Raw genomic sequence first — 23,584 nt, forward strand, 5'->3', positions numbered from 1 at the left:
AATTAGGGAAGAAAGTCTTACAAAATATATCAATTTTCTAAATTGACTGTATGTTTGGTTTATCACTATAATTAATACAAAGATGTCAAAAGAGAAAAAGGGTGATCACATGGGTGTGCGAGTAAGTGATGTGTTGGATCTTGATGTGATGAAAGAGGCAGTCGTTCATACTGGTCATAAAGACTTAGCGCATAAACTTATTGAGTGGATCTCCGTCATCGAAGTTCCAGTTGAAAACTTTGTAAGAAAGCATGAGTTTGTTTTAACGACTGGAATGGGATGTGAGGAAGACCCGGCGTTGTTTCGTTCATTTGTCGAAGATGTGATTCAATCTGGTGCAACGGCTTTGACTGTAGCAACAGGGCGATATGTATCTAACATTCCTAAAGACGTTTTGGAACTTGCTACAACATATAATTTCCCTTTAATTGAAGTCCCATGGAAAACCCGTTTTTCTAACGTTATTCATGATGTATTACAAGTGATTAATGAACAGAATGAGCAAAAAAGGCAAAAAGCTGAAAATTTACGGCAAACGTTAACGAATAGTGTATTAAATGGCGGTTCTTTAGAAGAGTTAATGGATTTATTGTATGACGCTACGGGGATTCCAGTAGCAATCAGTGATGATGAAAAGATTGTGAGAGCAAATTGTGATTTTGACTCAACTGTCATTGAGGCGTTAAATGAGGAGGGTGACATTTCTGTTGAGAAGTTAGAAAAGCCAGATGTTCCTTTGGCAGAGCACCCGTTGTATCACCATTTGGACCAATACAACGTTGACGGTAAGATGTGCTATGAATTAACGATCTTTTCAAATAATAAAAAGCAAGGCTATTTATTGTTTATGCCAAAGAAGTCTGATGAACTGAATTGGTTTACGATGCACGCGTTAGAGCATGGGTTAACAGCTTGTGCGTTATATTTTTTAACTGAGAATGCAGTGGAAATGACTGAGATTAGGTTGAAGGACAATTTCGTTTTGCAGTTAGCTAAAGATGATACCCCACTCGATGCGAAAATGTTATCAAAAGGTGAGCTGTTAGGCTATGACTTAGCCTTGCCATACGCGTGCTTGGTCGGTGATTTTCGAGTTGTAGAAGAGGAAGACCCAACGTGGAATGATGAACAAGATCAGCCTGGGCGTTCGTCTTTGCACAGTTTGAACTATTACGTCCAAAAAGAAGTGACGCACGCGAGTCAGCAACTCGGGCGCAAAACGATGTCATCATTCGATGAAGGTGAAGTCATTATCTTTTTAGAAATAGAAGAGAATGGCTACCAAGAAACGGTCAACCACTTTTTAGATATGGTTGAACGACGGTTACACGACCAGCTAGCGCATGTTTACTTCGCGTGGGGCGTTGGTTTGCATAATCAAGGCTTACGATCCTTTTACGAAAGCTACCATGAAGCGCGTACAGCCTTAGATATTCATACAGAAGAACATGGGTTCGGCGAGCGGACATTTTTTGAAGAAACGAAGGTCAACCGATTGCTTATGAATGTTGCTAGTAACGAGTCATTGATTAAAATGGTGCAAGAGACGATCGAACCGCTAATTGAGTATGACCGCAAGCGCCAAACAGACCTCATTCATACATTTATGACGTATCAAAAATATAAAGGCAACGTCAGCCAAACAGCAAGAGCATTGAACCTGCATCGCCAGTCACTTTTGTATCGCCTACGCAATATCGAAAACTTAACCGGCCTAACCTTAGTCGAAGCAGACGATTCATTTTTATTAGAGCTAAGCGTGCGGTTGTGGCTGTTGAAACAATTTAAATAATTGATTGTGTGATCCTCAGAGTGAAAATCTCTGGGGTTTTGTTTTGGTTTCAGGAAAGGCAGCTCTTGTGTTTCAGTTTGCTATGTTGGTATCGTCCGACAATAAGTGGTGTTCGTTCGACATTAAAAGTGTTTTATCCGTCAATAATGACCGTTTGTCCGGCATTAATGCGTCTTCATCCGACACTTATGATAGTTTGTCCGACATTAACCCTATTCCATTCGGCACTAAAGCACGTCTATTCGGTAATAATCCTCTCTATTCGGTAATAAAGCGTGTCTATTCGGTAATAATCTTCTCTATTCGGTAATAATCTTCTCTATTCGGTAATAAAGCATGTCTATTCGGTATTAATCTCCACTTATTCGGCATTAAGCCAACCTATTCGGTAATAACCCCCACAACTCCAGCAACAACCCACCATTAATACAGCACTAACCCCATAAAACTCCACTTTACTAAACCACATTGCAAAAGTGTATAAAAGACACGTTCAAAAGTTCATACACTTTGTATATTATCAAACAGCCTTATTCCGCAATATAATAGCAGTAACAAATAATTTAAAAATTCAGTCATTTAAGAGAAGGGAGGCTTTTACCATGCTGACGTTTGATATTTTAGAGTATCAAGAGCGGCTGAAAAATACGAAGGAACGGATGGCAAGGGAAGGGATTGAGGTGTTACTGATTACTGATCCTGCCAATATGAATTATTTATCGGGATATGATGCATGGTCGTTTTACGTTCATCAAATGTTGGTTGTCATTATTGATGAACCGCAGCCGATTTGGATTGGGCGCTTAATGGATGCGAATGGAGCTAAAGCAACAACATGGATGTACGATGAAAACATCATGTCATATCCGGATTATTACGTTCATTCAGAAAAATATCACCCTATGGAGTTTATTGCAGAGATTCTTAATGAAATTGGGCATGGCAACCGTCACATTGGAGTGGAGATGGATCAATATTATTTCTCAGCAAAGGCGTACATGACGTTGTTACGAAAATTACCTAATGCGACGTTTAAAGATGCGACGTCACTTGTCAATTGGGTTCGCATCATTAAATCAGATCAAGAGATAGAGTTCATGCGCCGTGCGGGTAAAATTGCTGAGCAGTCGATGGATGCAGCAGTTGCAGCCATTCATACAGGTTCAAGGGAAAATGATGCAGCAGCGGCCATTTATTATGAATTAATAAAAGGGACAGATGAGTTTGGTGGTGATTATCCGTCGATTGTGCCAATGCTTCCAACTGGAGAGAACACGTCAACGCCACATCTAACTTGGTCGGAAAATTACTTTGAAGAAGGTAATGCAGTTATTATCGAGCTTGCTGGTTGTTATAAGCGTTACCATGCACCACTTGCAAGAACAGTATCAATTGGTCCACCGCCAGAACGGTTAGAGCGTTTAGGACACATTGTTCGTGAAGGTATTGAAAATGTGTTAGATCGAGCGAAGCCTGGCATTTATTTAGAAGAGTTAGAAGAAGCTTGGCGTGAGTCAACACGTAAATATGGCATTGAAAAAGAATCGCGGTTAGGTTATTCGATGGGGTTAAATTATCCGCCTGACTGGGGTGAGCATACGGCAAGCATCCGAAAAGGAGACAAAACAGAACTGAAACCGAACATGACGTTTCATTTTATTCCGGGCTTATGGTTTGAAAATGACGGAATTGAGATGAGTGAGTCATTTGTCATTACTGAAGATGGGGTCGACATGTTAACGAATTATCCACGTGAATTAATCGTTAATAGTCCGTTCCACTTCCCCGATAATAGTAGTGGCATTATTTCTTAAAAATTAGGAGGGGTTACAATGACACAATACAAACCAAGTACTAAAGCATTATGGTCCGGAGAACAAGAGCAGCTAAGGTACGGAGCAACACAAGTTCCAGTCGTCCATAGTGTGTCTTACGGTTATGAAGATATGGATGAGTGGCACGCGATCGCAACAGGGCAGCGTGAAGGTCATATTTACGGTCGAAATACTAACCCAACAACTCAGGCATTTGAAGATAAAGTAAAAGAATTAGAAGGAGCAGAAGCGGCGACTAGCTTCTCAACAGGGATGGCCGCAATCTCCAATACGTTAAACACATTTTTACGACCGGGTGACCGTGTCGTGACGATAAAAGATACGTACGGCGGAACGAACAAAATTTTCACCGAGTTTTTACCGAAAAGTGGGGTTGATGTCGTCTTTTGTGAAACAGACGATCATGAAGAAATTGAACGTGAGATTGCAAATGGTTGCCAAGTGTTGTATTTAGAATCACCGACAAACCCGACGTTAAAAATCATCGACATTAAACGCGTTGCAAAAGCTGGTCATGATGTTGGTGCCTTAGTCATCATTGACGGGACATTTGCTTCACCTGTTAACCAAAATCCACTTGAGTTAGGGGTAGACTTGGTGCTACACAGTGCAACAAAATATTTAGGTGGCCATTCAGATGCGTTAGGTGGTGTGGTTTGTGGTGCGAAAGATTTAATCGATCAAATATATCATTATCGTGAAATTAACGGAGCGACACTTAGTCCAATGGCATCATATTTGTTATTAAGAGGAATGAAAACACTTCATTTAAGAGTGAAGCAACAAAATGCAAATGCAATGAAAGTGGCACAATATTTGAAAACAAATGAATGGGTTGAGGATGTCTTTTATCCAGGATTACAAGATCATAAAGGTCACGACATTGCCAAAAAACAAATGAAAGGCTTCGGCGGTATGCTTAGCTTTTCAGTTAAAGGTGGATTAGAAACGGTGCATCACTTACTGCCCCATATGAAATTAGCGAAAAAAGCCGCTAGTCTCGGTTGTGTGCAAACGATCGTCGGACCGCCTAGAACAACGAGCCACGTAGAATGTACACCTGAAGAGCGTGCAGCTATGGGAATTCCAGAAGGATTAATCCGTTATTCAGCAGGCATTGAAGACATTGATGATTTAATAAATGATATTGATCAAGCTTTTAAAAAATTACCGAAAGAGTTATATGTTTAAATTCAAAAGTCGTCTCTATACAGGAGGCGACTTTTTGCATATTTTTTCCTAAGACAAGCCATGCTTAAAAGTAGAGGTGATCGCATGAGGTTAATCGCTCTTGTTTTAATTATTACTTTTACCTTCCAACCCATTAGTTATGCACAAGAGGAATTGAAATTTTCGATTGAACAATTATACGAACGTTTAGGCTATACAGACCTTTTGACAGCTCTAGAGGAATTTGATGAAACATTCGATCACGATATTAATTTGCCGGTAAGAATTCCGTTTCCTGCTGAGACGTACTTAGGAAGAGTATCTGAACAAGGTCTTTCGATCGCGCTTATTGGTGAAGATGATGAGCGTGTTTTTCGTATTCATATATTAAATGACCCTGTTGAGGTGCCGAGTAGAAGTGAACAACGCTCACTTAAAGATGGGACAACAGTGTATTTATTTGATGTTGAAGAAAGCGCTGATCCTCATGTCAGTTGGCTTTATATGGTGAAAAATGATGTGACTTATAGCTTTGTGTTAAATGGTTATCGTCCTGAAATAAGACATTATAAATTAATGGGTGTTGCAGAATCCGTTGAGTAATTAAAGCTTGATTTGAAGGTAACTTTGACAATAGCCAATTCGTTTAAATATTACCATCTTGACTGCGGTATATTTTCTTTCTTAAATCTAAAAATAGGAGTGCAACAAGAAAAAGAAAGGAGCATCAAGATGAAGAAGTTTAACGCTTTTATTATTAGCCTTATTGCTTTGACATTGCTACTTACAGCCTGTCAAGCAGGTGAAGATGGTGCACAACGTCAAGCAGGTGACGATACTAATATAACACGACTTGGCACAGGTGATGGTCAAGATGGAAATCGTAATACACACCCTTACTATAACCGACAAAACCAAGACAATTTACGTTTCCCTTATGAAAATGATGATATTAATTATCAGCTTCGTGGACGTGAAAACGTCAATGATTGGCAGCCATTCGACTTTAATAACCGAAGAAGTGGACGACAAGGGCAACAGGGTCAACAAGGCCAAGGTGGTTTAGGTGATATTTTAGGTGGTCAAGATCGTGAACAACAAACTGAACGTCGTGACCGTAACCAACAAGGCCAACAGGATCAACAAGAGCAACAACGTGGTCAGGACCAACAACAAGAAGAAACACCTGACCGTAGTGAGGAAGCGAGAGAGCAAGATGGACAGCAAGACGAAACACCTGATGTACAAACAGACCACAGTGTTATTGAAGAAGTTGTTCGTTTAACGAATGAACAACGTGAACAGCACGGGTTAAACCCAGTTGAGTTAGATACACAACTAACAGACGTTGCACAACGTAAGTCAGTCGATATGGCTGATAATAACTACTTTAGCCATAACTCACCAACTTATGGTTCTCCATTTGATATGTTAGATCATTATGATGTCTCGTATACAGGCGCTTCAGAAAATATCGCAGCTGGACAACATTCAGCTGAAGAAGCCGTCAATAACTGGATGAACAGTGAAGGACACCGCGAGAATATTTTAAATGAATCTTGGACACATATTGGAGTGGGGTATGAAGACAGTGGTAACATGAGCCCATATTGGACGCAAATGTTTATTGTTAAATAAAAAGCCTTAAGCACGTGAGCGAATTTAAAAGCTTTCACGTGCTTAACTTTTTGTTATAGGACAAATAGGCATGTGCATATATTGAAACGTAATTAGACAATAGGAGTTGATGGCTTCATGCCAAGTGGTACGCACCGTGTAGAAGTAAATGTTCCGATCGATGTCGTCTGGAAGTTCGTTAGTCAAATGGACAATTGGGCACCGTTAGTTCCTGGTTACATGCATCATGAAATTATTAACGACCGTCATTCAACGTGGACGTTTAAAGGTGAAGTCGGAAAAATGTATAAAACGGTCTCATTAAAAGTGGAAATTCAAGAATGGGTTGAACCTGAGAAAGTAACCTTCAAACTGATAGGAATTAATGAAAATGTAATTGGACATGGATACTTTCAAGCGCGAAAAATATTGGACACAAGCACTCAAATAAGTGGAAGCTTAGATGTGACAGCAAAAGGGATGAAAGGGCCAGTCATTAACTCTGTATTAAAAAGTCTTGTACCACAAACCTCACAACGATTAACGACTGCTGTATCCGATCGTATTTGTGAAGTGGCAGTGGCGAAATAGTATTTATTAATATAATTAAAAGAACTCCACTTGAAAGAGTGGGGTTTTTCAGTTGCAAAAATTATGATATTGTTGAAATAGTTTGAAATTTTGTAGGTTGGAGCATTATATGACTTGGATGGACGTTTGTATACAAAGTACTTAAATTTACTTTTATTATTTCTGCCGTTGGTTCTTTATTTTTCATTACCGAAGGGGTCGTGTATCTCATTTCTTTCCTTATCAGTCTACCAGATGTTTATGCGATTTTATTTTTGAGTGAAAAAACGACAGTTAATATTTTAATGATTACTTTTGCTGTTTCGCTTTTAGTGGACCCGTTTGTCGTTTATGATCAATATGGAATAGGGTCTGTATTTTCTGTTATTTTATTCGTACCGATCATTATTTACTTCTTGTTTTTATATAAAGAAGATCATATAAGACTGCTTTAGAGCTAGTCCTTTTTTTGTGGGCTTTTAATTTTACCTAATCCAAAAACTTCTGCTTTAACTCAGGTGTTGGCATCATGCAAGAATCCCGTCTGCCGAAGATTTTGTGGCGATTGCGAGCCAAGAAATCGTACAACTGGTCTCTTATCGGTTTAGGAATAATTCGAAGCACATAAAGATACTTCCAAGCGCCGTCCATCTTTTTAACAATTTGAAGTGCACCTGAAGATTTTGTGTACATCTTACCATTTGTAATTACAATAATGGAGTCTAAATCGTGTTGGTCGATTTGACTGGTAACACGTTCACCAAAGTCACTTTGTAAAGCGGCGAAGCGGAAGTGGTCCTGTGAGTCGTGTTTAATTAAAAGCTGCACGACACCGTTGCAAAGATTACAAACACCGTCAAAAAGAATAACAACCTTCATAAAATCCCCTTTCAACTACCACATTGGTTCCTCTTCATTCGATAGCTTATAAATAAATGGTGATAATAAGATCATCGCTGCAATAATGACTGCTGCAAAAGCAACAACCCACACAAATGGAACGTTAACTGCATTAAGAAAAACAATCAAAATAAACGCGATAATCGTCATGTTAAAAGATCTTTTACGACTGCTGGCTGTGTAATATTGTGTTTCACCACAGCTAGGACACTGATGACCGACTCGAGATTTCCAACTAAACGGAAGAGCCTCTTTGTATTTGAATTCATATTGGCAATTTGCACAAGTTAACATAGTTGCTAGCACCTCTTTATGTAACGTTTACTCCTCTTTATGGTATCATATTTTATAACAAGAGACGTTAAATAACGTTTAGTAGGTGATTAGATGACGCAAATTTTAGTCGTTGAAGACGAAGCGAAAATTGCTCGTGTGTTAGAGCTCGAGCTTGATTTTGAAGGGTATGACGTAACAAAAGCTGAGACAGGCTATGAAGCGCTTGAACAGTTCCGTACTCAAAAATGGGATTTAATTTTACTCGATATTATGCTTCCAGAAATGAGTGGAATTGAATTGCTACGTCGTTTGAGAAAAGATGATGAAAAGACGCCAGTCATTATGCTAACAGCTAAAGATGCGGTTGAGGATAAAGTGACTGGACTTGATTCTGGTGCGCAAGATTATGTTACTAAACCGTTTCAAATTGAGGAGTTATTAGCCAGGATTCGTGTTCATTTAAAGAGCAATACACAAGAAGTAGAACAAGGTGAATGGCTGACATTTGATGAATTAAAATTAAATCAATCAACGCGCGAAGTCTATCGTGGGGAACGCTCAATGGAACTAACACCAAAAGAGTTCGATTTGTTAGTGTATTTAATGGAAAATCGTAAACAAGTTCTAACGCGCGAGCAAATATTAGATACTGTATGGGGTTATGATTATGTTGGTGATACGAACGTGGTCGATGTTTATATTCGTTATTTAAGAAGAAAAGTCGATTTAACTGATGAAAAGCCACTAATCCATACGGTTCGTGGTGTTGGTTATGTGATGAAGGATGCTTATGAAGCTAAGAAATAAAATTTTCGTCTATACGACAGGACTATTTATATTATTGTTAATTGCATTTGCTGGTGCTATTTATTATTTGTTTGCAGACCATACTTATGAACGTGAGTTAGATCGGCTTGAAGTTGACACTACAAACATGGTTACTAATTTAACAGATGTTGAGGCTAACATCCCAGTCGATGATTTGCTTCGTGCTTATGTACCTTCTAACGGCTCAATTCGTGTACTCGATTCGGATTACAATATGATGACGTCAGTTACATCGGGAGAACAAATGACGTTGTTTGATGTGACGATGCCAGAGCAGCGTGGGCGTTTCGTTCAACTTTTACAAAGTGATCAAACGTTAGCTATCGTCCAAGAACCGATGATTTGGCAAGATGGACAAGTTGTTTACATCCAAGTGATTGAAAATTTATCGCATATTGATGAAACACTAAACAACTTACAACTTGTCTTACTGTTTGTTGTATTAATTGGTGTCGTGCCGGTTATTGTTTCGGGTAAACTTTTGGCTGATCTAATATTAGGCCCTATTCAATCGCTTATTCAAACGATGAATGATATTAAAGAAAGTCAAACGTTTAAACAAATACCGCTTGAGCGTCAATCAAAAGATGAACTATACACGATGACAGAGACGTTTAATGACATGATCGCTTTACTTCAAGAACACTATGAAAAACAAGAACAGTTTGTTTCCAATGCGTCTCATGAACTTAGAACGCCAATTACGGTAATTGAGTCTTACGCTAATTTAGTTAAGAGGCGAGGACTTGAACGGCCAGAAGTGGTTGAAGAAGCGATTGAGGCCATTGCGTCTGAATCTACACGTATGAAAGATTTAACTGAGCAATTGTTGTTGCTAGCTAAACGAGACCAAGATTGGCAAATCCGTAATGATGAAGTGAATCTGAAAAGTTTGTTGCAAACTATTAGTGGTCATATAGCACACGCTTATAACAGAGAGATCCGGGTCGATGTGGACAAATCATTTGAAGTTGAAACAGATGAACAAAAATTGACACAACTGTTATACATTTTATTGGATAATGCGTTGAAATATAGTGAAGAGCCTGTTGATCTTATTTTATCAGGTGAACAAAAGTCAGTGATCACAATTCAGGATTATGGTGTTGGAATTCCCGAAGATTATCAATCAAGAGTGTTTGAACGGTTTTACCGAGTTGATGAAGCGAGGAATCGACAAACAGGTGGTAGTGGTCTAGGGTTAACGCTGGCAAAAGAAATTAGCCATGCTTTAAATATTGACTTACGATTAACGAGTGTAGAGGGTCAAGGGACGACAATTAAGTTGTATTTTTAAGCGGGTTTTAATTAAATTTTAATCTTTGTGCGGTATAGTGATGGTAACAATTATACGGCTTACAGTTTTTAAATATTAAGGATGGTTAACATGAAACGAAGACAGGTCGCTTGGTTAGTAGGTGGGTTCATATTAACAATTTTCATATTCGTAATAGCACAACAATTTATTTTTTCCCCAGCTTCAGCTGAACAACTGTCACGTGAAAAAGCAGAGCAGCATGTAAGTGAGCGGTTTGACGGTGAGATTAAAGGGGTGCATGAAACGACGTCACATTATGAGTTTGAGGTTGAATTAAAAACAGGCGTTTACCGTGTCTCTGTTGAAAAACAACGAGGTCATGTTGAACAGTTAACGCGTGAAGAAGCTTACGAATATGAAGAAGAAGTTAATGAAGAAACCGAAGTAGAAGAAAATCAATCTGAAGAAGCACAAGAGGATGAAGAAAGTACAGAAGAGATAGAAGAGCCGGCTGATGAAGAAGAACCAACGATCTTATCTTATGATCAAGTAACGTCGATCGCATTAAATGAACAGGAAGGAAACATTACCGAACTTAACTTAATGGATGAAGATGAGCCTTATTATCAGTTAATTATTGAAGATGAAGAAATGGTATATGAAATGATGATTGATGCGTATGAAGGGACTGTGATCTCTTTACAGTCTGAAGCTAAAACTCCTGATACAGTCGTCTCTGAAGAAGAAGCGGTTGAAATTGTCTTAAGTGAAATTGAAGGTGATGTAACAGGCGTTGACCTTCGTGAAGTGGAAGGTAGCTTGTATTACTTTATGACAGTTGTTCTTAATGAGGAAGAGCAAGCAATTGCACAAGTTAATGCTTTTTCAGGTGAAATTCATTCGGTTGCTTGGGAAGAACGTGAAGAAGAAAATGATGATGACGAAAGTGAAGAAGAGGAAGAATGACTTATTCTTCCTCTTCTTCTATGTCTTCTACGTCAACTTCTTCCCACTCAAGGTCATTTTCGATTGTATCAAGATGATTAGATTCGCTTACAATTTCATAAGCTGCTACACCATCTTCAGTGAAAAACATGACGGCTTCTTCTGACATTTCAATGATATAGTTATCAAAGGATATAATGTAACTTGAAGCATCAACCCTTGAATCAGTTCGTCTAATTTCAAGGTCAGAAAAGTCATCTAAAATTTGAGAAATAACTTCAGAATCTTCTACTTGTACTTCTTGTGAACCTTCAGCACCACTACCACTTAAAATATTGATCTCCTCAACTTCATCTAATTGATTTAAGAAGACTTCATCAAACGATTCAGCTTCAGGTTCTGGTTCCGTATAAATAACCGTAAATAGAACGATGACCAGAAGTCCTGCAACGATTGAGGTGATTAGTGTTTTTTTAGTATCCAATAATAACTCCCCCTTTTACTAAATCTATTATTTAGATACTCCTATTTTATCATAAATTTTCGGACAAATTTTAATCTTTTTTTAATGTTGTTATCTCCTTTTTCTCATGTTCGTTGACTAAACTAGACATTGTAGAGCTTGAAAACGAGTCATCGATGGAGGAAAAATATGCGTAAAAAAATATTTTACAGTACATTTGCCGGCACATTCGTTTTAGGTAGTTTCTTCGGTATTTCAACTGTTGAAACGAAAGAACAACCATATTCAGAAGCAAAAACAGATGCGGAGGCGAATGTGATGTTAGATGCGACAAAATTAATCGGACATAATGAATTAGAACAAATCGTCTATGAACAAGTTGAAGGTAAAATTGAAAATCTAGAATTAAATGGACAAGAGCAATTTGAAGTCAATGTATCACAAGGGAACTACACTTATGATTTAACGGTCGATGGCGTAAGCGGTAAAGTTCTCTCAATTGATAAACAACGTGTTAATCGTGTGCAGTCTATTAGTATAGAAGATGCTAAGAAATATGTCCAAACAACAATTGAAAAGTTAGATGCGATTGAACTAGCATTAGAGACGGTAAACGGTAACCCAGTTCAAGCGGATTTAGTAGAAGAGAAGGGTGACTTAATCTACTTAGTTGTCATTGAGTATGGTGATTATGAGTATGACGTAAGTGTCGATGCTGTTTCTGGTGTTGTGTTAAATGTAAGTTAAACTTGCTTGTGTCTAAGACAGGCAAGTTTTTCTTTGTTAATAGACATGTTTGTACATCTTGTCTCTATTATAATAATATAGTAGATAGAAGATTGAGAATTCTTACTTAGGTGGAGGGGAATTAGCTTGAAGGATTTTATACATAGATATGAATATTTAGAGAAGAAAAAAGAACTGTATGGCAAAGAGAAAGTTTATGTTAAGAGTACAAACGTAGAGCCACGGCATTTGTATCAATACGGTGATCTAAAAGTCGTCATCCGTGATTTTGATTATTTAACAGAAGATGAGATTAAACAAGCGTTCGACTACGAGGAAAAAAGGTTATATCCAGAACGTTTCATTCCTCAAGGTCCGAACTGTTATGATCAAAATGGAACTTGCACATTTTGGGATATTAATTTTAACCAAGATGCTGATGAGAATGGGTATTGTCACTATTTAAATCAAGGTGATTGGGAAGACGACACAGCCCTCTATAAGAAGTGCAAAGCTTGTGAGATCAATCTTGAAGAACCGGAGACAGAACAGGTGCCATTATTATTTGAGTTATATGTTCATGGTGAAGTGTATGGCAGCGGAGATTCTAACGAAGTTCATCAGTTGTTTAAGCAATTTATTGAACAAGAAGACATTCAAGATGAAGTTGATATAAAGTTAATCAAAAAAGAAGAAAAATAAACTTGGACTAGTTTAACTAATCCAAGTTTCAATTATGATTCTTATTTAAAAAGCTTGCGAAATGCTTTTCCTGTTGTGCGGCCAGCAACACGTCGACCGACCCGGCGTCCAACTCTGCCTTTTCGGACAGAATCGACATCGTTCCAAATGCGTAAAAACTTATAAATGCTCGATTTCAGACTCACTATATCACCTGCCTGAAGCAAATTGTTTATAATTATATTATAAATGATTGAATGCAATTTGAAAAACTGTTAATTATTTCGTTTTTTTCTAGTGATGTTTATAGATGTCTGTTATAAGTATTTTATAAGAAAAATTACGAGAGTGTGTTTAGATGATTGAGTTAATTGGGTATTGTTGTAAATGTGGTCGAAAAGTTTATTGTGAAAATGGATTTTTGGACGGTGAACATGTGAACGGTCAATTATTTTGTTCAAGATGTAACACATAATGTTGGGGGAGGTCTTTTTTTGAGCGAATTATACAGTATTGAGGTGGAACAAGGTAACGGAAGCCAGCAGTCAATGTCTGATTATGAAGGTAAAGTCCTTTTAATCGTTAATACGGCTAGTAAATGTGGCTTTACATCGCAGTTTGAAGGTTTGCAACATCTTTATGAGAAACATCAAAGTGACGGGTTTGAGATCTTAGGGTTTCCATGTGATCAGTTTATGAATCAAGAGTTTGATGAACAAGGTGAAATTGAAAGCTTTTGTAAGCTTAATTATGGTGTATCATTTCCAATTTATAAAAAAGTCGATGTTAAAGGTGACGAACAAAGTGACTTGTTCCAATTTTTAACGGGTGAGAAGAAGGGCTTTTTAGGTGGCGAAATTAAATGGAACTTTACAAAGTTTTTAGTTGATCAAGATGGTAAAGTGATTAGACGTTATCCACCACAAACGACACCAGCTAAAATTGAAAGTGATATTATCAATTTATTAAAGAACTGAAATATATTGACGTGAAGTAGTCTAATTTAGTTTGAATTAGACTACTTTTTTATGTTTTAGGGACATAAAAGAGGGGACTTCGGCGCTTTGAATTGAGCTAAAGTCCCCTAAATCACTTTAGAGCTTAGGTTCATCCGACATTAATGGTACGTCGTCCGACACTTTTCCAACTAGTAATGATGTATAGTTTAAAATTCTTCACGTATATTTCGATCACTAAAGATAAGCGCATCATCGTTAAACCCTAGTGTGAAACTACCGCCTGGAATGTCTAGCTCTGAACGCATTAGACTGATTATTTCTTTCATATGGTCCTCATCATCTGATTCTTGTCCACGATCTAATGTCACTCGGATGATCGGTTTTGCTGATTGTCCTTGTAGTGATGGGATGTCATTACGGTCAATATTTAAATGGTGACCAATGTCTTTCGGGTAAGTAATCCACATATCATAGATTATATCTGTTCCAAAACGTTCTTCTAGTTCAGCAGTTAGAAATTGTTCCAATTCATATTCCCAAGTTTCAGCTACGTAACTATCCATATATTCATCGTATTGATTATGACGATACACTAAAAATCTAAAATGATCATGCTCTTCAGTCTCTACTATTGCAGCATAACGAAATTGTTCATATACTCCAGTATTATCAAACAACGTATCAACGACTTCAGTTTGTTGATCAAAGTTCTCTGCTAAGTATTGTTCAGCTTCATCTATAACTTCTTCAGCTTCTCCTGAGTCTTCAGTTAACCCTAAGTAAGATAGATAGAAAACACCAATTAATAAAAAGAACACAATAATTAGTCCTGCGATTAATGCTTTTTTCTTTGCATCCATAAGTTCACCTCATTCGATTAATCCAACGTTTATTATAAGGCTTTTTCATCCTATTCGTAAATTAAAAGTTAAAAAGTACATATAAGTGTTAAATTTTTAGAATTTTTATATTATTATAATAAAAAGGGGGTTGTGCTATGGGAGAGGCAATTCAAACAAAACAACCTAGAAATAAAATCATCAAGTGGAGTTTAATAGTATTTTTAATTTTAGTGCTTATATTAATTGGTGTGCTTCTTTATGTTAACGCTTACATAGATAGATCTTTACCACAGACTGAAGGCGCCATTGCTGTTGCTAGTTATACCGAGGACGTTTCGGAAGAGTTATCTTTCGAAGGATTAACGAACGACGTAACGATTATCCGAGATGAACAAGGTGTCCCACACATTGAGGCAGAGACTGATGAAGATCTCTTTTTTGCTCAAGGGTTTGCAACAGCACAAGACCGCTTGTTCCAAATGGAAATGTCACGAAGGCAAGCTTCGGGTGAATTAAGTGAAGTCGTCGGTGAAATGGCAGTTGATACAGATAAGTATTTTAGAACGCTTGGTTTAAGAAGAGCTGCAGAAAAGTCGTTAGCTGATTATGATGAGGAGGAGTTAATGGCATTAGAAGCATATGCTGCAGGTGTAAACGCTTATATAACACATGCTGAAAGTGGAGGTAGCATGCCTGTTGAATTCACATTAATGGGGTTAAGTGAGATGAGAGAATGGACACCACTTGACTCTTTAACGATTGGTAAATATATGGCCTTTGATTTGGGAGGGCATTGGGAGCGTCAAGCATTTAACTATTATGCTATGCACAACTTCCAAGAAGAAGAAGCACTTGAGCTGTTTCCAACATATCCAGAGAAAGGTGCGTCAAACATTTCAGATGAAGAATATATTGATATAACAGCTAGCTTAACAAAAGCTGAAATACCACACCCTTTTAATGGAAGTAACAATTGGGCAGTGGATGGTAGTAAAACAAAATCAGGCAAACCAATATTAGCTGATGATCCACATTTAGGGTTGGCAACACCGTCAATTTGGTATCAAGTCCACCTAGATTCACCGAATTATAACGTTTCAGGTGTGATTTTTGCTGGTATTCCAGGTGTAATCTTAGGTCACAATGAGGAGGTTGCCTGGGGTGTAACCAATGTTGGACCAGATGTTCAACAGCTTTATATTGAGCGAAGACATGAAGATGATCCTTACCAATTTTTATATGATGACGAATGGTATGAAGCTGAAGTCATTGAAGAGACGATCTATGTTGATGGAGAGGATCCTATTGAATATGAAGTCATTGAAACGATTAATGGTCCTGTCGTTTCTGAATTTGCTGAAGAAGCTGATGAGCATTTAAATGGATCAGTGTTTTCATTACGGTGGACAGCATTAGATGCAACAAAAGAGTTGTCTGCTGTACTGCAAATGAACCGGTCTTCGGATTGGGAAGAGTTTGAGAAAGCGTTAGAAGACTTTCATGCACCTGCACAAAATTTTGTCTTTGCCAGTCATGATGGAACGATTGCTTATAAAGCGAATGGAAGAATCCCTATATATGATCATCCAGATGATGCCTTGTTGCCAATGCCAGGTTGGGATTCAACCTTTGCGTTAACAGAGTATATTCCATACGATGAGCTGCCGACGATTGTTAATCCTGAAAAAGGCTTTGTCGCTACAGCGAATAACCAAGTCGTATCAGATGTTTATCCATATCATGTTAGTAACGTTTGGGCTCAGCCATACCGATACGAAAGAATCCATGAAGTACTTGAAGAAGGAGAGCAATTTACAGCAGAAGATATGAAAGAGTTACAAATGGATACGAAAAACCTACAAGCAAGACATTTTGTTCCGATTTTTATCGATGTTTTAGAGTCTGTTGAATTATCTGAAGTTGAGCAAGAAGCAGTGGATGTTTTGTCTGAGTGGAATTTGTATGACGATCGTGAGTTAGCTGGGCCTTTGGTGTTCCATCAGTTAGTGAGGTCGATAGAAGAGACTTTGTTTGCTGAGAAAATGCCAGAGGAAGTGCTTTCTATGTTTAAAGGTAGCGGACAAAATGTTGATCAGTTAATTCAACGTGCATATGATGGTGATGAAGTACATTGGGTTGAACGTCATGGTGGGTTAGAGTCGGTATTAGATAAAGCTATAACGCAAGCTGTTGAAGAGATTGTCGATATACAAGGGTCTAATGTTGATGATTGGAATTGGGGAGATTATCATCGTATATATTTCGCTCATCCGTTATCGATTACCGGCATTTTAGACCGGTTCTTTAATAGTGTTGATCCAAAACCTGTAGATGGGAGTAGCGTGACAGTTATGGCTGCTTCATTTGGTGATGATGGTATTGTGAATCATGGCGCTAGCTGGCGTTTTGTAACAGACCTGTCTGACCCTCAGGGAGGTTATCATATCGTTGGTCCTGGTCAAACAGGTCACTACAGAAGTGATTGGTATGATGATCAAATTGAAAATTGGGTTGAAGGGAATTATCATGAAACGAGAATGGATGACTATTCAGGTGAAGAATTAATTTTAACTGCTGAATAGTTAATAAACTAACGCAAATGATCTTAACTTAACCTCCGACTTGTTCGGAGGTTTTTATTTTACACTAATAAAATCACCCATTTAACTCAAGCTATATAACACAACATCAAAGAGGAGACTTTTAAATGGGTAGAAAATTGATTGATTGGCCAACGTTTATTATATCTTTTGTTGTCATATTATCAGTCGTGGTTCCGCTTGTGTTATTCCCAGAAGCAGGTGCAGAAGTCATTGCTGATGTAAATGCATTCATGTCTGATACATTTGGTTTTTTATATTTGTTAATGGGACTTGCAATCTTCTTCTTTTTAATCTTTGTTGCTTTTAGTCAAAACGGGCAAGTGAAATTAGGTGAAGAAGACGAGAAGCCAGAGTTTAGCACGCCTGCATGGGCAGGGATGCTTTTTAGTGCAGGGATTGGTTCTAGTATTCTTTATTGGGGTACGATTGAGTGGGCTTATTATTATCAAGGACCACCATTTGGGATTAGCCCTACTGATCAACAATTAGAAACGATTCAATGGGCTTCAACGTACGGTATTTTCCACTGGGGGCCTATTGCCTGGGCTATATATGCTTTGCCGGCTCTTCCAATGGCGTATTTTTTCTATGTAAGAAAAACACCAATTATTAAGATTAGTGAAACGTTAAGACCCCTTTTAAAAGGTTGGTCTGATACTTTCCTAGGTAAAATTATAGATGTCTTATTTATTTTCGGTTTAATAGGTGGGGCGGGGACGACGCTTGCTCTCGGTACGCCGCTTATTTCACGTGGTGTATCTGAACTTACGGGACTTGCAGACGACATGTTCTTAAGAACGATTGTGTTATTAGTTGTTACTGCGATCTTTGCTGCCAGCGCTTATGTCGGACTAAAAGAAGGTATTAAACGGTTAAGTAACATTAATTTAGCGTTGTCGATTTTCTTACTCGCTTTTGTGTTCATCACAGGACCTACTTTGTTTATTGCTGAGACGACGACGAATAGTTTGGGACTAATTTTAGATAACTTTTTTAGAATGAGTACGTGGACCGAGCCATTTGCTGTGTTACAAGGGTTTGAACCAACTGGATTTCCTGAGGCTTGGACGATTTTCTATTGGGCTTGGTGGCTAGTATATGCTCCGTTTGTCGGCTTGTTTATCGCAAGAATTTCACGTGGACGAACGATTCGCCAAGTTATTGCAGGTACGATGATTTATGGGTCTATTGGCTGTTTGCTATTCTTCGGTGTAATGGGGAACTTCGGGCTCTACTTACAATTGAGTGGTTCATTCGATGTCATAACGGTGTTAAATGAACAGGGTGCACCAGCGGCGATCATTTCGATTATTAACCAGTTACCGTTTGCAGGTGTCATGGTTGCGTTGTTTGTCTTTTTATCAATCGTCTTTTTAGCAACGACATTTGATTCAAGTTCATATATTCTAGCTTCTGTTACGCAAAAAGAAATTGAAAATGAAGAGCCATTACGTTGGAATAGAATGTTTTGGGCGTTTACGTTATGTTTGTTACCGTTAGCTTTAATGTATTTAGGTGGTTTAGAGACATTACAAACGGCTAGTATAATCGGCGGTTTCCCGTTAATATTCATTATGTTCTTAATTGCTTGGTCATTTATGAAAACAACAACAGGAGACCTTATTGCCGATGATCAGTACGAACCTAAGACGATTATACTTGATTATAAGAAAATTAGAGAGAAAATTCGCCGAAGAAGAAATCGTAAAAAAGGAAAAGAGGAAGAGTAAGAAAAAAGGATTAGGGAGACTCCCTAATCCTTTAACGTTTATTTAACCCTTTTTGTTTAACGAAGTCTGTAACGTCCATGCGCATGGGCTTAGATAGTTTTCGTTCAACTTGTTTACTCCAATTGTCTACTTTCGTGTTAAATGAACGGTCTTCATAGTATTGTTCTGTCGTTTTGTTAAATTGTTCAACATGTTTTGTATGATCTTGATAACCGTTTTCGTGATAGATCGCATTAAAGTCAAAGCGTGGTTTTACATCAGGCTCTTCATCTGGAACACCTACAGCCATTCCAAATAACGGAATAACGTACTGTGGTAAACTTAATAGCTCATTAACACGGTTGATATCATTACGTAAGCTACCTAAATAACAAATGCCAAGTCCGAGCGACTCACTTGCGACTGCAGCGTTTTGAGCAGCTAACGTTGCATCGATCGTAGACATCATGAAAAACTCTGTATTCTCGATATTGTCTTTCATCTTTTCTTGTGTTTCTACATCTTGTGATTGATACATACGGTTTAAATCTGCACAAAAGACGAAAAGGTGGCCATTGTGTTCTACATATTCTTGACCGCTAACTTCTCGTAATTGTCGTTTTAATTTGTCATCTGTGACACCAATGATGGTATAGGCTTGATAATAACTTGATGTTGAAGCAGCTTGTCCTGCTTGAATAATCGTTTTAATTTGCTCATCAGTTAATGATTCATCTTTAAATTGACGAATAGAACGATGATTCATAAGTAGGTCGATTGTTTCATTCATGTTGATGACTCCTTTGTTAGTTGTTGTAACGCTCCAGTAGTTTTTTCGATCTCTTCATGAAGTTGGCTATTTTGATTCGTCTGTTCTTGAACCGTTGCCGTTATTTCTTCAACGGATGCCGTTGTTTGTTGGACTTTAGAAGCGATTTGTTCCATTGTATCATTAATGTGTGATGTACTTTCATTAACTTGCTCAGCAATTTGGCTGAAATGGTTTAGCTTGTTTTGTAAATCGTTTGTGTCATCTTCAAATTGGTTAAATCGCTCACTACTTTGATGGATCGTTTTAATATTATCTTGTAGAACAGAAAGTAATTGATTCATTTGTTCATCAGTTTCTTCATTTGTTTGTTTCATTTCATTTAAGTTATCTGAAATGTTAGAAGCAGTGTGATCAGTTTTGTCAGCTAATTTACGGATTTCATCAGCAACAACCGCAAATCCTTTTCCATGTTCACCTGCTCGGGCTGCTTCAATTGACGCGTTAAGTGCTAATAACCCTGTTTGTTCATTAATCTCTTTAATCGATTGAATGAAAGTAGATGATGACTCGACTTTTTCTGTTAATTCTTTAAATGTGGTGCGCATTTGATCCATACTCGTTTCGAACGTTTTAATTTGATTGATCATTTGATCAGATTCTTCTTTACCTGTTTGGGCTTGTTGAGACGTTTCATTTGTATCTTCTTGAATATCACTTAATTGATTCATCATATCATCCACATTAGTTGCGGTATGATGGATTGAATCGTTGACCGATGTTAAATCATCAGCTTGTGTTTCAGTACTAGAAGCGATTTCTTGAATAGCACGATTCATTTCCGTCAAAGCTTGGCTATTCGTATTTGATTGTGATTCAATTTCTTCCATACTAGTCTTAATAACGGCTGTTTGTTCTTTGATGTGGTCTTTTTGTTTCGTTTCGCTTTCGAATCTTAATTCATTCTCTTGTCGCAGCTGTTCTAATTGGTTGTCTGTTTGTTTCGTAATTCGTTGTAGTCCAAATAAAATGATCGCTGTAAATAAAATGAACGATAGCGCTGTTTCGTATCGCAAGTCTAAAAGGTCACCGTGCATGAAGACTAAACTATGGTAAATGACCATGCTTGATGTGAAACCTAGTACTAAAAGTGGCAGTGACATGTATATTGCTGATGTTACTAGAATGAAGAAAATTAAACCGAAGTTATGTGTAGAGACACTCGCTTCTAAAATGACGAAACCGAGCAGTCCAGATAACCCGACGACATATATGTACGGTATAACTTGAGTTGCTTTATTAGTGAAGATTAAAAATCCAGCGACAACTAATATACCAATCCCACCAAATAAAACAATTAAGATGACGCTTGTTGGCAAACCTGATGACACATTGGCTATTGTGCTGACAGCTGTAATAATTAATAATAACCATAAAAGCAATTTGTTTTTGTTATGTAATGACTGTTGTTCAATTGAACGTGAATCCTCCTCAAACATTCAGACACCTCCAAATTTTCTTAAAATTAATATATCATTATTTTAACATAAAGGAAAATTTTTGGGGAATTGTAGAAGTGTGCACAACTATTGCAAGTTTAATAGCTAACCGATATGATAGATTAGGTGAATTGAGAGGAGTAAAATTATATGGAAACAATAAAACAACAAAATGAAATAGATATAAAGAACCCTAGAATGTTGTTGTTTTCAATATGTTTCGTTTTAATGTTTTCGGTTATGAACGGAACAATGTTTAACATAGCCATCCCAGACATTGCAGAAGCATTTAATTTAATGCCCTCAGAAGTTAGCTGGGTGATGACTGGTTATATTATGGTGTATTCAGTCGGGGCTTTAATATATGGAAAACTAGCTGACACAGTAGCTTTTAAGAAGTTAATCACATTTGGACTAACGGTTTTTACGATTGGTTCTATTATCGGATTTCTTGCACCGAATTATTTTTTTGTACTCGTAGCAAGGGTGATTCAGGCAATTGGCGGTTCGATGATGCCAGCTATTGCTTTTATTGCACCTATTCGCTACTTCCCGAATGAAAGGGGTAAGATATTAGGGATTATTGCATCCGTGATGGCTTTTGCCTCTGGAATTGGCCCTATTTTAGGCGGTGTTATTGCCGGCTTTTTATCTTGGCAATTTTTATTTTTAACATCGGCTTTAATGATCGTGACATTACCATTTTTGCTTAAAAACTTACCAGATGAAGAAACGGTTAACGTAAGATTAGATTATTTAGGGGCTAGTTTAGTTGCTGTAACGATTGCTTCAACGTTAATTGGAATTACGCTAGGCTTCGTCTATTCGTTATATATTGCAATCGGGTTTGGTATTTTAGCGTTGCTTCGCATGTTTAAGGCGAAAAATCCATTTATACCACCTCATTTATTTAAAAGCCGTAACTATTTGGTGGCGATTTTGACGAGTTTCTTAGCGGTAGCTTGTCTATTCGGTCTTATGTTTACTGTCCCAATTATGCTACGTGAAGTCTATAGTTTATCAACGATGGAAATTGGTTTAGTTATGTTTCCGGGTGCTATTAGCGCTGCATTAATCGGAAGAAAAGGAGGAAGACTTGTTGATCAAAAAGGAGCTAGGAAAGTTTATTTAGGTAGCTTAGCTTTATTATCAACTGGGTTTCTAATCGTTTCATCTACAGTCGGTTTAAGTCCGTTAATCATTAGTTTAATGCTGATCTTCCCGATGATGTGTTTCCCATTAGTTCAAGCATCAGGTGCAGATCTATTAGCGAACTTGCTAGCTAAACATGAAACAGGTGTTGGAATGGGTGTTTTCAACTTATTAAACTTTGTTTCAGGTGCTTTAAGTGGTGCTATTGCAGGTGTTGTACTTGATTTATTCCGACCTGAGAATCCGGTGAACTTCTTGGCAGTAACAGGTGAAAGTGCCGTTTATAGTAATTTGTTCTTAACGTTCATGGGACTTGTTTTAATTGGCTTAATTACATTTAAACTAGTTTACCGTGATGGGGAAAAGATGGCTTAAAAGTTTATAAGTATAAAAAGACGTGTGATAAGGTGATTCCTTATAGCACGTTTTTTGTTTAACAATTTTGATTTGAAATATCGACAATTCGTCTTATGACTTCATTTGTTTCATCGTTATTACTAATAGTAAAGAAAAAGTCAGCCTCGTCTTCATCAGGATCAATCACATCTTCAGCTTGCTGTCGTAACAGTACTTCTTTGAAACTTGATGCATTTCTAAGAATGTTGGTGTTTCTTTCACTTTGAGTGACACGGTCAAGAAGAGTATCATAAGAGATATTAAAGTGAACTATGATTCTAATAAACTCATCTTTCTTATAAATCTCATTTAGCAAATATGCTCTTCCTGCTTTAGAACGATTAGAATTACACACTATAAAATGCAAGTTTGTATTTTCTTTAGCATAATCGACAATCAACTTTGAAATGGAATGTTTGAGTGTGTTTGGGCCTGATTTTGGTTGTAGTGTTGGGTAATGTGTATTGATAAAACCTGCATGGTGGTCTTGGTCTATAATTATAGAATGATTTAATTCTTTGTCTAGTTTCTTAGCAAATGTGCTTTTACCACTATGAGTCTTACCTACTGTTAAGATAGCAAGCCTTTTCATTA

The 23,584-nt window shown here is 37.5% G+C and carries 23 protein-coding genes; 16 read left to right on the forward strand and 7 right to left on the reverse strand.

Annotated features, from left to right (window positions below):
* Nucleotides 1-109: 109 nt before the first annotated feature.
* From J2R98_RS00935 to J2R98_RS00965, 7 genes are all read left to right on the forward strand, one after another.
* Nucleotides 110-1,792: a PucR family transcriptional regulator gene (locus J2R98_RS00935; RefSeq protein ID WP_307065201.1), complete on the forward strand. Its 1,683-nt coding sequence runs from the start codon at nucleotides 110-112 to the stop codon at nucleotides 1,790-1,792.
* A 602-nt stretch (nucleotides 1,793-2,394) separates the two neighbouring features.
* A complete protein-coding gene (locus J2R98_RS00940; protein ID WP_307065203.1) occupies nucleotides 2,395-3,606 on the forward strand; it encodes a M24 family metallopeptidase in 1,212 nt (403 codons plus the stop codon).
* An 18-nt stretch (nucleotides 3,607-3,624) separates the two neighbouring features.
* Entirely contained in the window at nucleotides 3,625-4,818 is a 1,194-nt protein-coding gene (locus J2R98_RS00945) for a cystathionine gamma-synthase family protein (RefSeq protein WP_307065205.1), read from the forward strand.
* An 84-nt stretch (nucleotides 4,819-4,902) separates the two neighbouring features.
* Nucleotides 4,903-5,400 (forward strand): hypothetical protein, encoded by a 498-nt coding sequence (locus J2R98_RS00950; protein WP_307065208.1) that lies wholly within the window; start codon nucleotides 4,903-4,905, stop codon nucleotides 5,398-5,400.
* A 129-nt stretch (nucleotides 5,401-5,529) separates the two neighbouring features.
* Complete coding sequence (locus J2R98_RS00955) at nucleotides 5,530-6,435, forward strand: CAP domain-containing protein (RefSeq protein ID WP_307065210.1); 906 nt, start codon at nucleotides 5,530-5,532, stop codon at nucleotides 6,433-6,435.
* A gap of 117 nt (nucleotides 6,436-6,552) precedes the next feature.
* A complete protein-coding gene (locus J2R98_RS00960; protein WP_307065212.1) occupies nucleotides 6,553-7,005 on the forward strand; it encodes an SRPBCC family protein in 453 nt (150 codons plus the stop codon).
* Nucleotides 7,006-7,259: 254 nt separating this feature from the next.
* The gene (locus J2R98_RS00965; RefSeq protein ID WP_307065214.1) at nucleotides 7,260-7,439 is read left to right on the forward strand and encodes a hypothetical protein; all 180 of its coding nucleotides are present in this window, start codon (nucleotides 7,260-7,262) and stop codon (nucleotides 7,437-7,439) included.
* A 34-nt stretch (nucleotides 7,440-7,473) separates the two neighbouring features.
* Here J2R98_RS00965 and J2R98_RS00970 read toward each other — a convergent pair whose 3' ends face one another.
* A complete protein-coding gene (locus J2R98_RS00970; RefSeq protein WP_307065216.1) occupies nucleotides 7,474-7,863 on the reverse strand; it encodes a thiol-disulfide oxidoreductase DCC family protein in 390 nt (129 codons plus the stop codon).
* 15 nt (nucleotides 7,864-7,878) lie between these two features.
* A complete protein-coding gene (locus tag J2R98_RS00975; protein WP_307065217.1) occupies nucleotides 7,879-8,178 on the reverse strand; it encodes a TIGR04104 family putative zinc finger protein in 300 nt (99 codons plus the stop codon).
* 93 nt (nucleotides 8,179-8,271) lie between these two features.
* Between J2R98_RS00975 and J2R98_RS00980 the strand changes: the two genes are divergently transcribed.
* The 3 genes from J2R98_RS00980 (at nucleotide 8,272) to J2R98_RS00990 (ending at nucleotide 11,212) form a co-directional block, all read left to right on the forward strand.
* Entirely contained in the window at nucleotides 8,272-8,967 is a 696-nt protein-coding gene (locus J2R98_RS00980; RefSeq protein WP_307065219.1) for a response regulator transcription factor, read from the forward strand.
* Nucleotides 8,951-10,285 (forward strand): sensor histidine kinase, encoded by a 1,335-nt coding sequence (locus J2R98_RS00985; RefSeq protein WP_307065221.1) that lies wholly within the window; start codon nucleotides 8,951-8,953, stop codon nucleotides 10,283-10,285. Before J2R98_RS00980 ends, J2R98_RS00985 begins: the two co-directional genes overlap by 17 nt.
* Before the next feature lie 90 nt (nucleotides 10,286-10,375).
* Nucleotides 10,376-11,212, forward strand: coding sequence for a PepSY domain-containing protein (locus J2R98_RS00990; RefSeq protein WP_307065223.1), 837 nt, complete (start codon nucleotides 10,376-10,378; stop codon nucleotides 11,210-11,212).
* A 1-nt stretch (nucleotide 11,213) separates the two neighbouring features.
* Here J2R98_RS00990 and J2R98_RS00995 read toward each other — a convergent pair whose 3' ends face one another.
* Nucleotides 11,214-11,675, reverse strand: a complete 462-nt coding sequence (locus J2R98_RS00995; protein WP_307065225.1) for a hypothetical protein — start codon at nucleotides 11,673-11,675, stop codon at nucleotides 11,214-11,216.
* Between the two features lie 168 nt (nucleotides 11,676-11,843).
* On the opposite strand from J2R98_RS00995, the gene J2R98_RS01000 reads away from it, so the two are divergent.
* The 3 genes from J2R98_RS01000 (at nucleotide 11,844) to J2R98_RS01010 (ending at nucleotide 14,038) form a co-directional block, all read left to right on the forward strand.
* Nucleotides 11,844-12,401 (forward strand): PepSY domain-containing protein, encoded by a 558-nt coding sequence (locus J2R98_RS01000; protein ID WP_307065227.1) that lies wholly within the window; start codon nucleotides 11,844-11,846, stop codon nucleotides 12,399-12,401.
* A 126-nt stretch (nucleotides 12,402-12,527) separates the two neighbouring features.
* A complete protein-coding gene (locus J2R98_RS01005; RefSeq protein WP_307065229.1) occupies nucleotides 12,528-13,082 on the forward strand; it encodes a hypothetical protein in 555 nt (184 codons plus the stop codon).
* A 473-nt stretch (nucleotides 13,083-13,555) separates the two neighbouring features.
* Nucleotides 13,556-14,038 (forward strand): glutathione peroxidase, encoded by a 483-nt coding sequence (locus J2R98_RS01010; protein ID WP_307065232.1) that lies wholly within the window; start codon nucleotides 13,556-13,558, stop codon nucleotides 14,036-14,038.
* A gap of 188 nt (nucleotides 14,039-14,226) precedes the next feature.
* Here J2R98_RS01010 and J2R98_RS01015 read toward each other — a convergent pair whose 3' ends face one another.
* Nucleotides 14,227-14,880, reverse strand: coding sequence for a hypothetical protein (locus J2R98_RS01015; protein WP_307065234.1), 654 nt, complete (start codon nucleotides 14,878-14,880; stop codon nucleotides 14,227-14,229).
* 137 nt (nucleotides 14,881-15,017) lie between these two features.
* On the opposite strand from J2R98_RS01015, the gene J2R98_RS01020 reads away from it, so the two are divergent.
* Complete coding sequence (locus tag J2R98_RS01020) at nucleotides 15,018-17,444, forward strand: penicillin acylase family protein (protein WP_307065236.1); 2,427 nt, start codon at nucleotides 15,018-15,020, stop codon at nucleotides 17,442-17,444.
* Nucleotides 17,445-17,569: 125 nt separating this feature from the next.
* Entirely contained in the window at nucleotides 17,570-19,195 is a 1,626-nt protein-coding gene (locus J2R98_RS01025) for a BCCT family transporter (RefSeq protein WP_307065238.1), read from the forward strand.
* A 31-nt stretch (nucleotides 19,196-19,226) separates the two neighbouring features.
* Here J2R98_RS01025 and nfsA read toward each other — a convergent pair whose 3' ends face one another.
* Nucleotides 19,227-19,964: an oxygen-insensitive NADPH nitroreductase gene (gene nfsA / locus J2R98_RS01030; protein ID WP_307065240.1), complete on the reverse strand. Its 738-nt coding sequence runs from the start codon at nucleotides 19,962-19,964 to the stop codon at nucleotides 19,227-19,229.
* A complete protein-coding gene (locus tag J2R98_RS01035; RefSeq protein ID WP_307065242.1) occupies nucleotides 19,961-21,442 on the reverse strand; it encodes a methyl-accepting chemotaxis protein in 1,482 nt (493 codons plus the stop codon). Before J2R98_RS01035 ends, nfsA begins: the two co-directional genes overlap by 4 nt.
* A 150-nt stretch (nucleotides 21,443-21,592) precedes the next feature.
* On the opposite strand from J2R98_RS01035, the gene J2R98_RS01040 reads away from it, so the two are divergent.
* On the forward strand, nucleotides 21,593-22,969 hold the full coding sequence (locus tag J2R98_RS01040) for an MFS transporter (RefSeq protein ID WP_307065244.1): 1,377 nt from the start codon (nucleotides 21,593-21,595) through the stop codon (nucleotides 22,967-22,969).
* 58 nt (nucleotides 22,970-23,027) lie between these two features.
* Here the strand turns inward: J2R98_RS01040 and J2R98_RS01045 are convergent, their stop codons facing one another.
* Nucleotides 23,028-23,582 (reverse strand): AAA family ATPase, encoded by a 555-nt coding sequence (locus tag J2R98_RS01045; RefSeq protein ID WP_307065246.1) that lies wholly within the window; start codon nucleotides 23,580-23,582, stop codon nucleotides 23,028-23,030.
* Between the last annotated feature and the right edge of the window lie 2 nt (nucleotides 23,583-23,584).

The sequence above is a fragment of the Alkalibacillus filiformis genome (assembly GCF_030814115.1).
Classification (GTDB): domain Bacteria; phylum Bacillota; class Bacilli; order Bacillales; family Alkalibacillaceae; genus Alkalibacillus; species Alkalibacillus filiformis.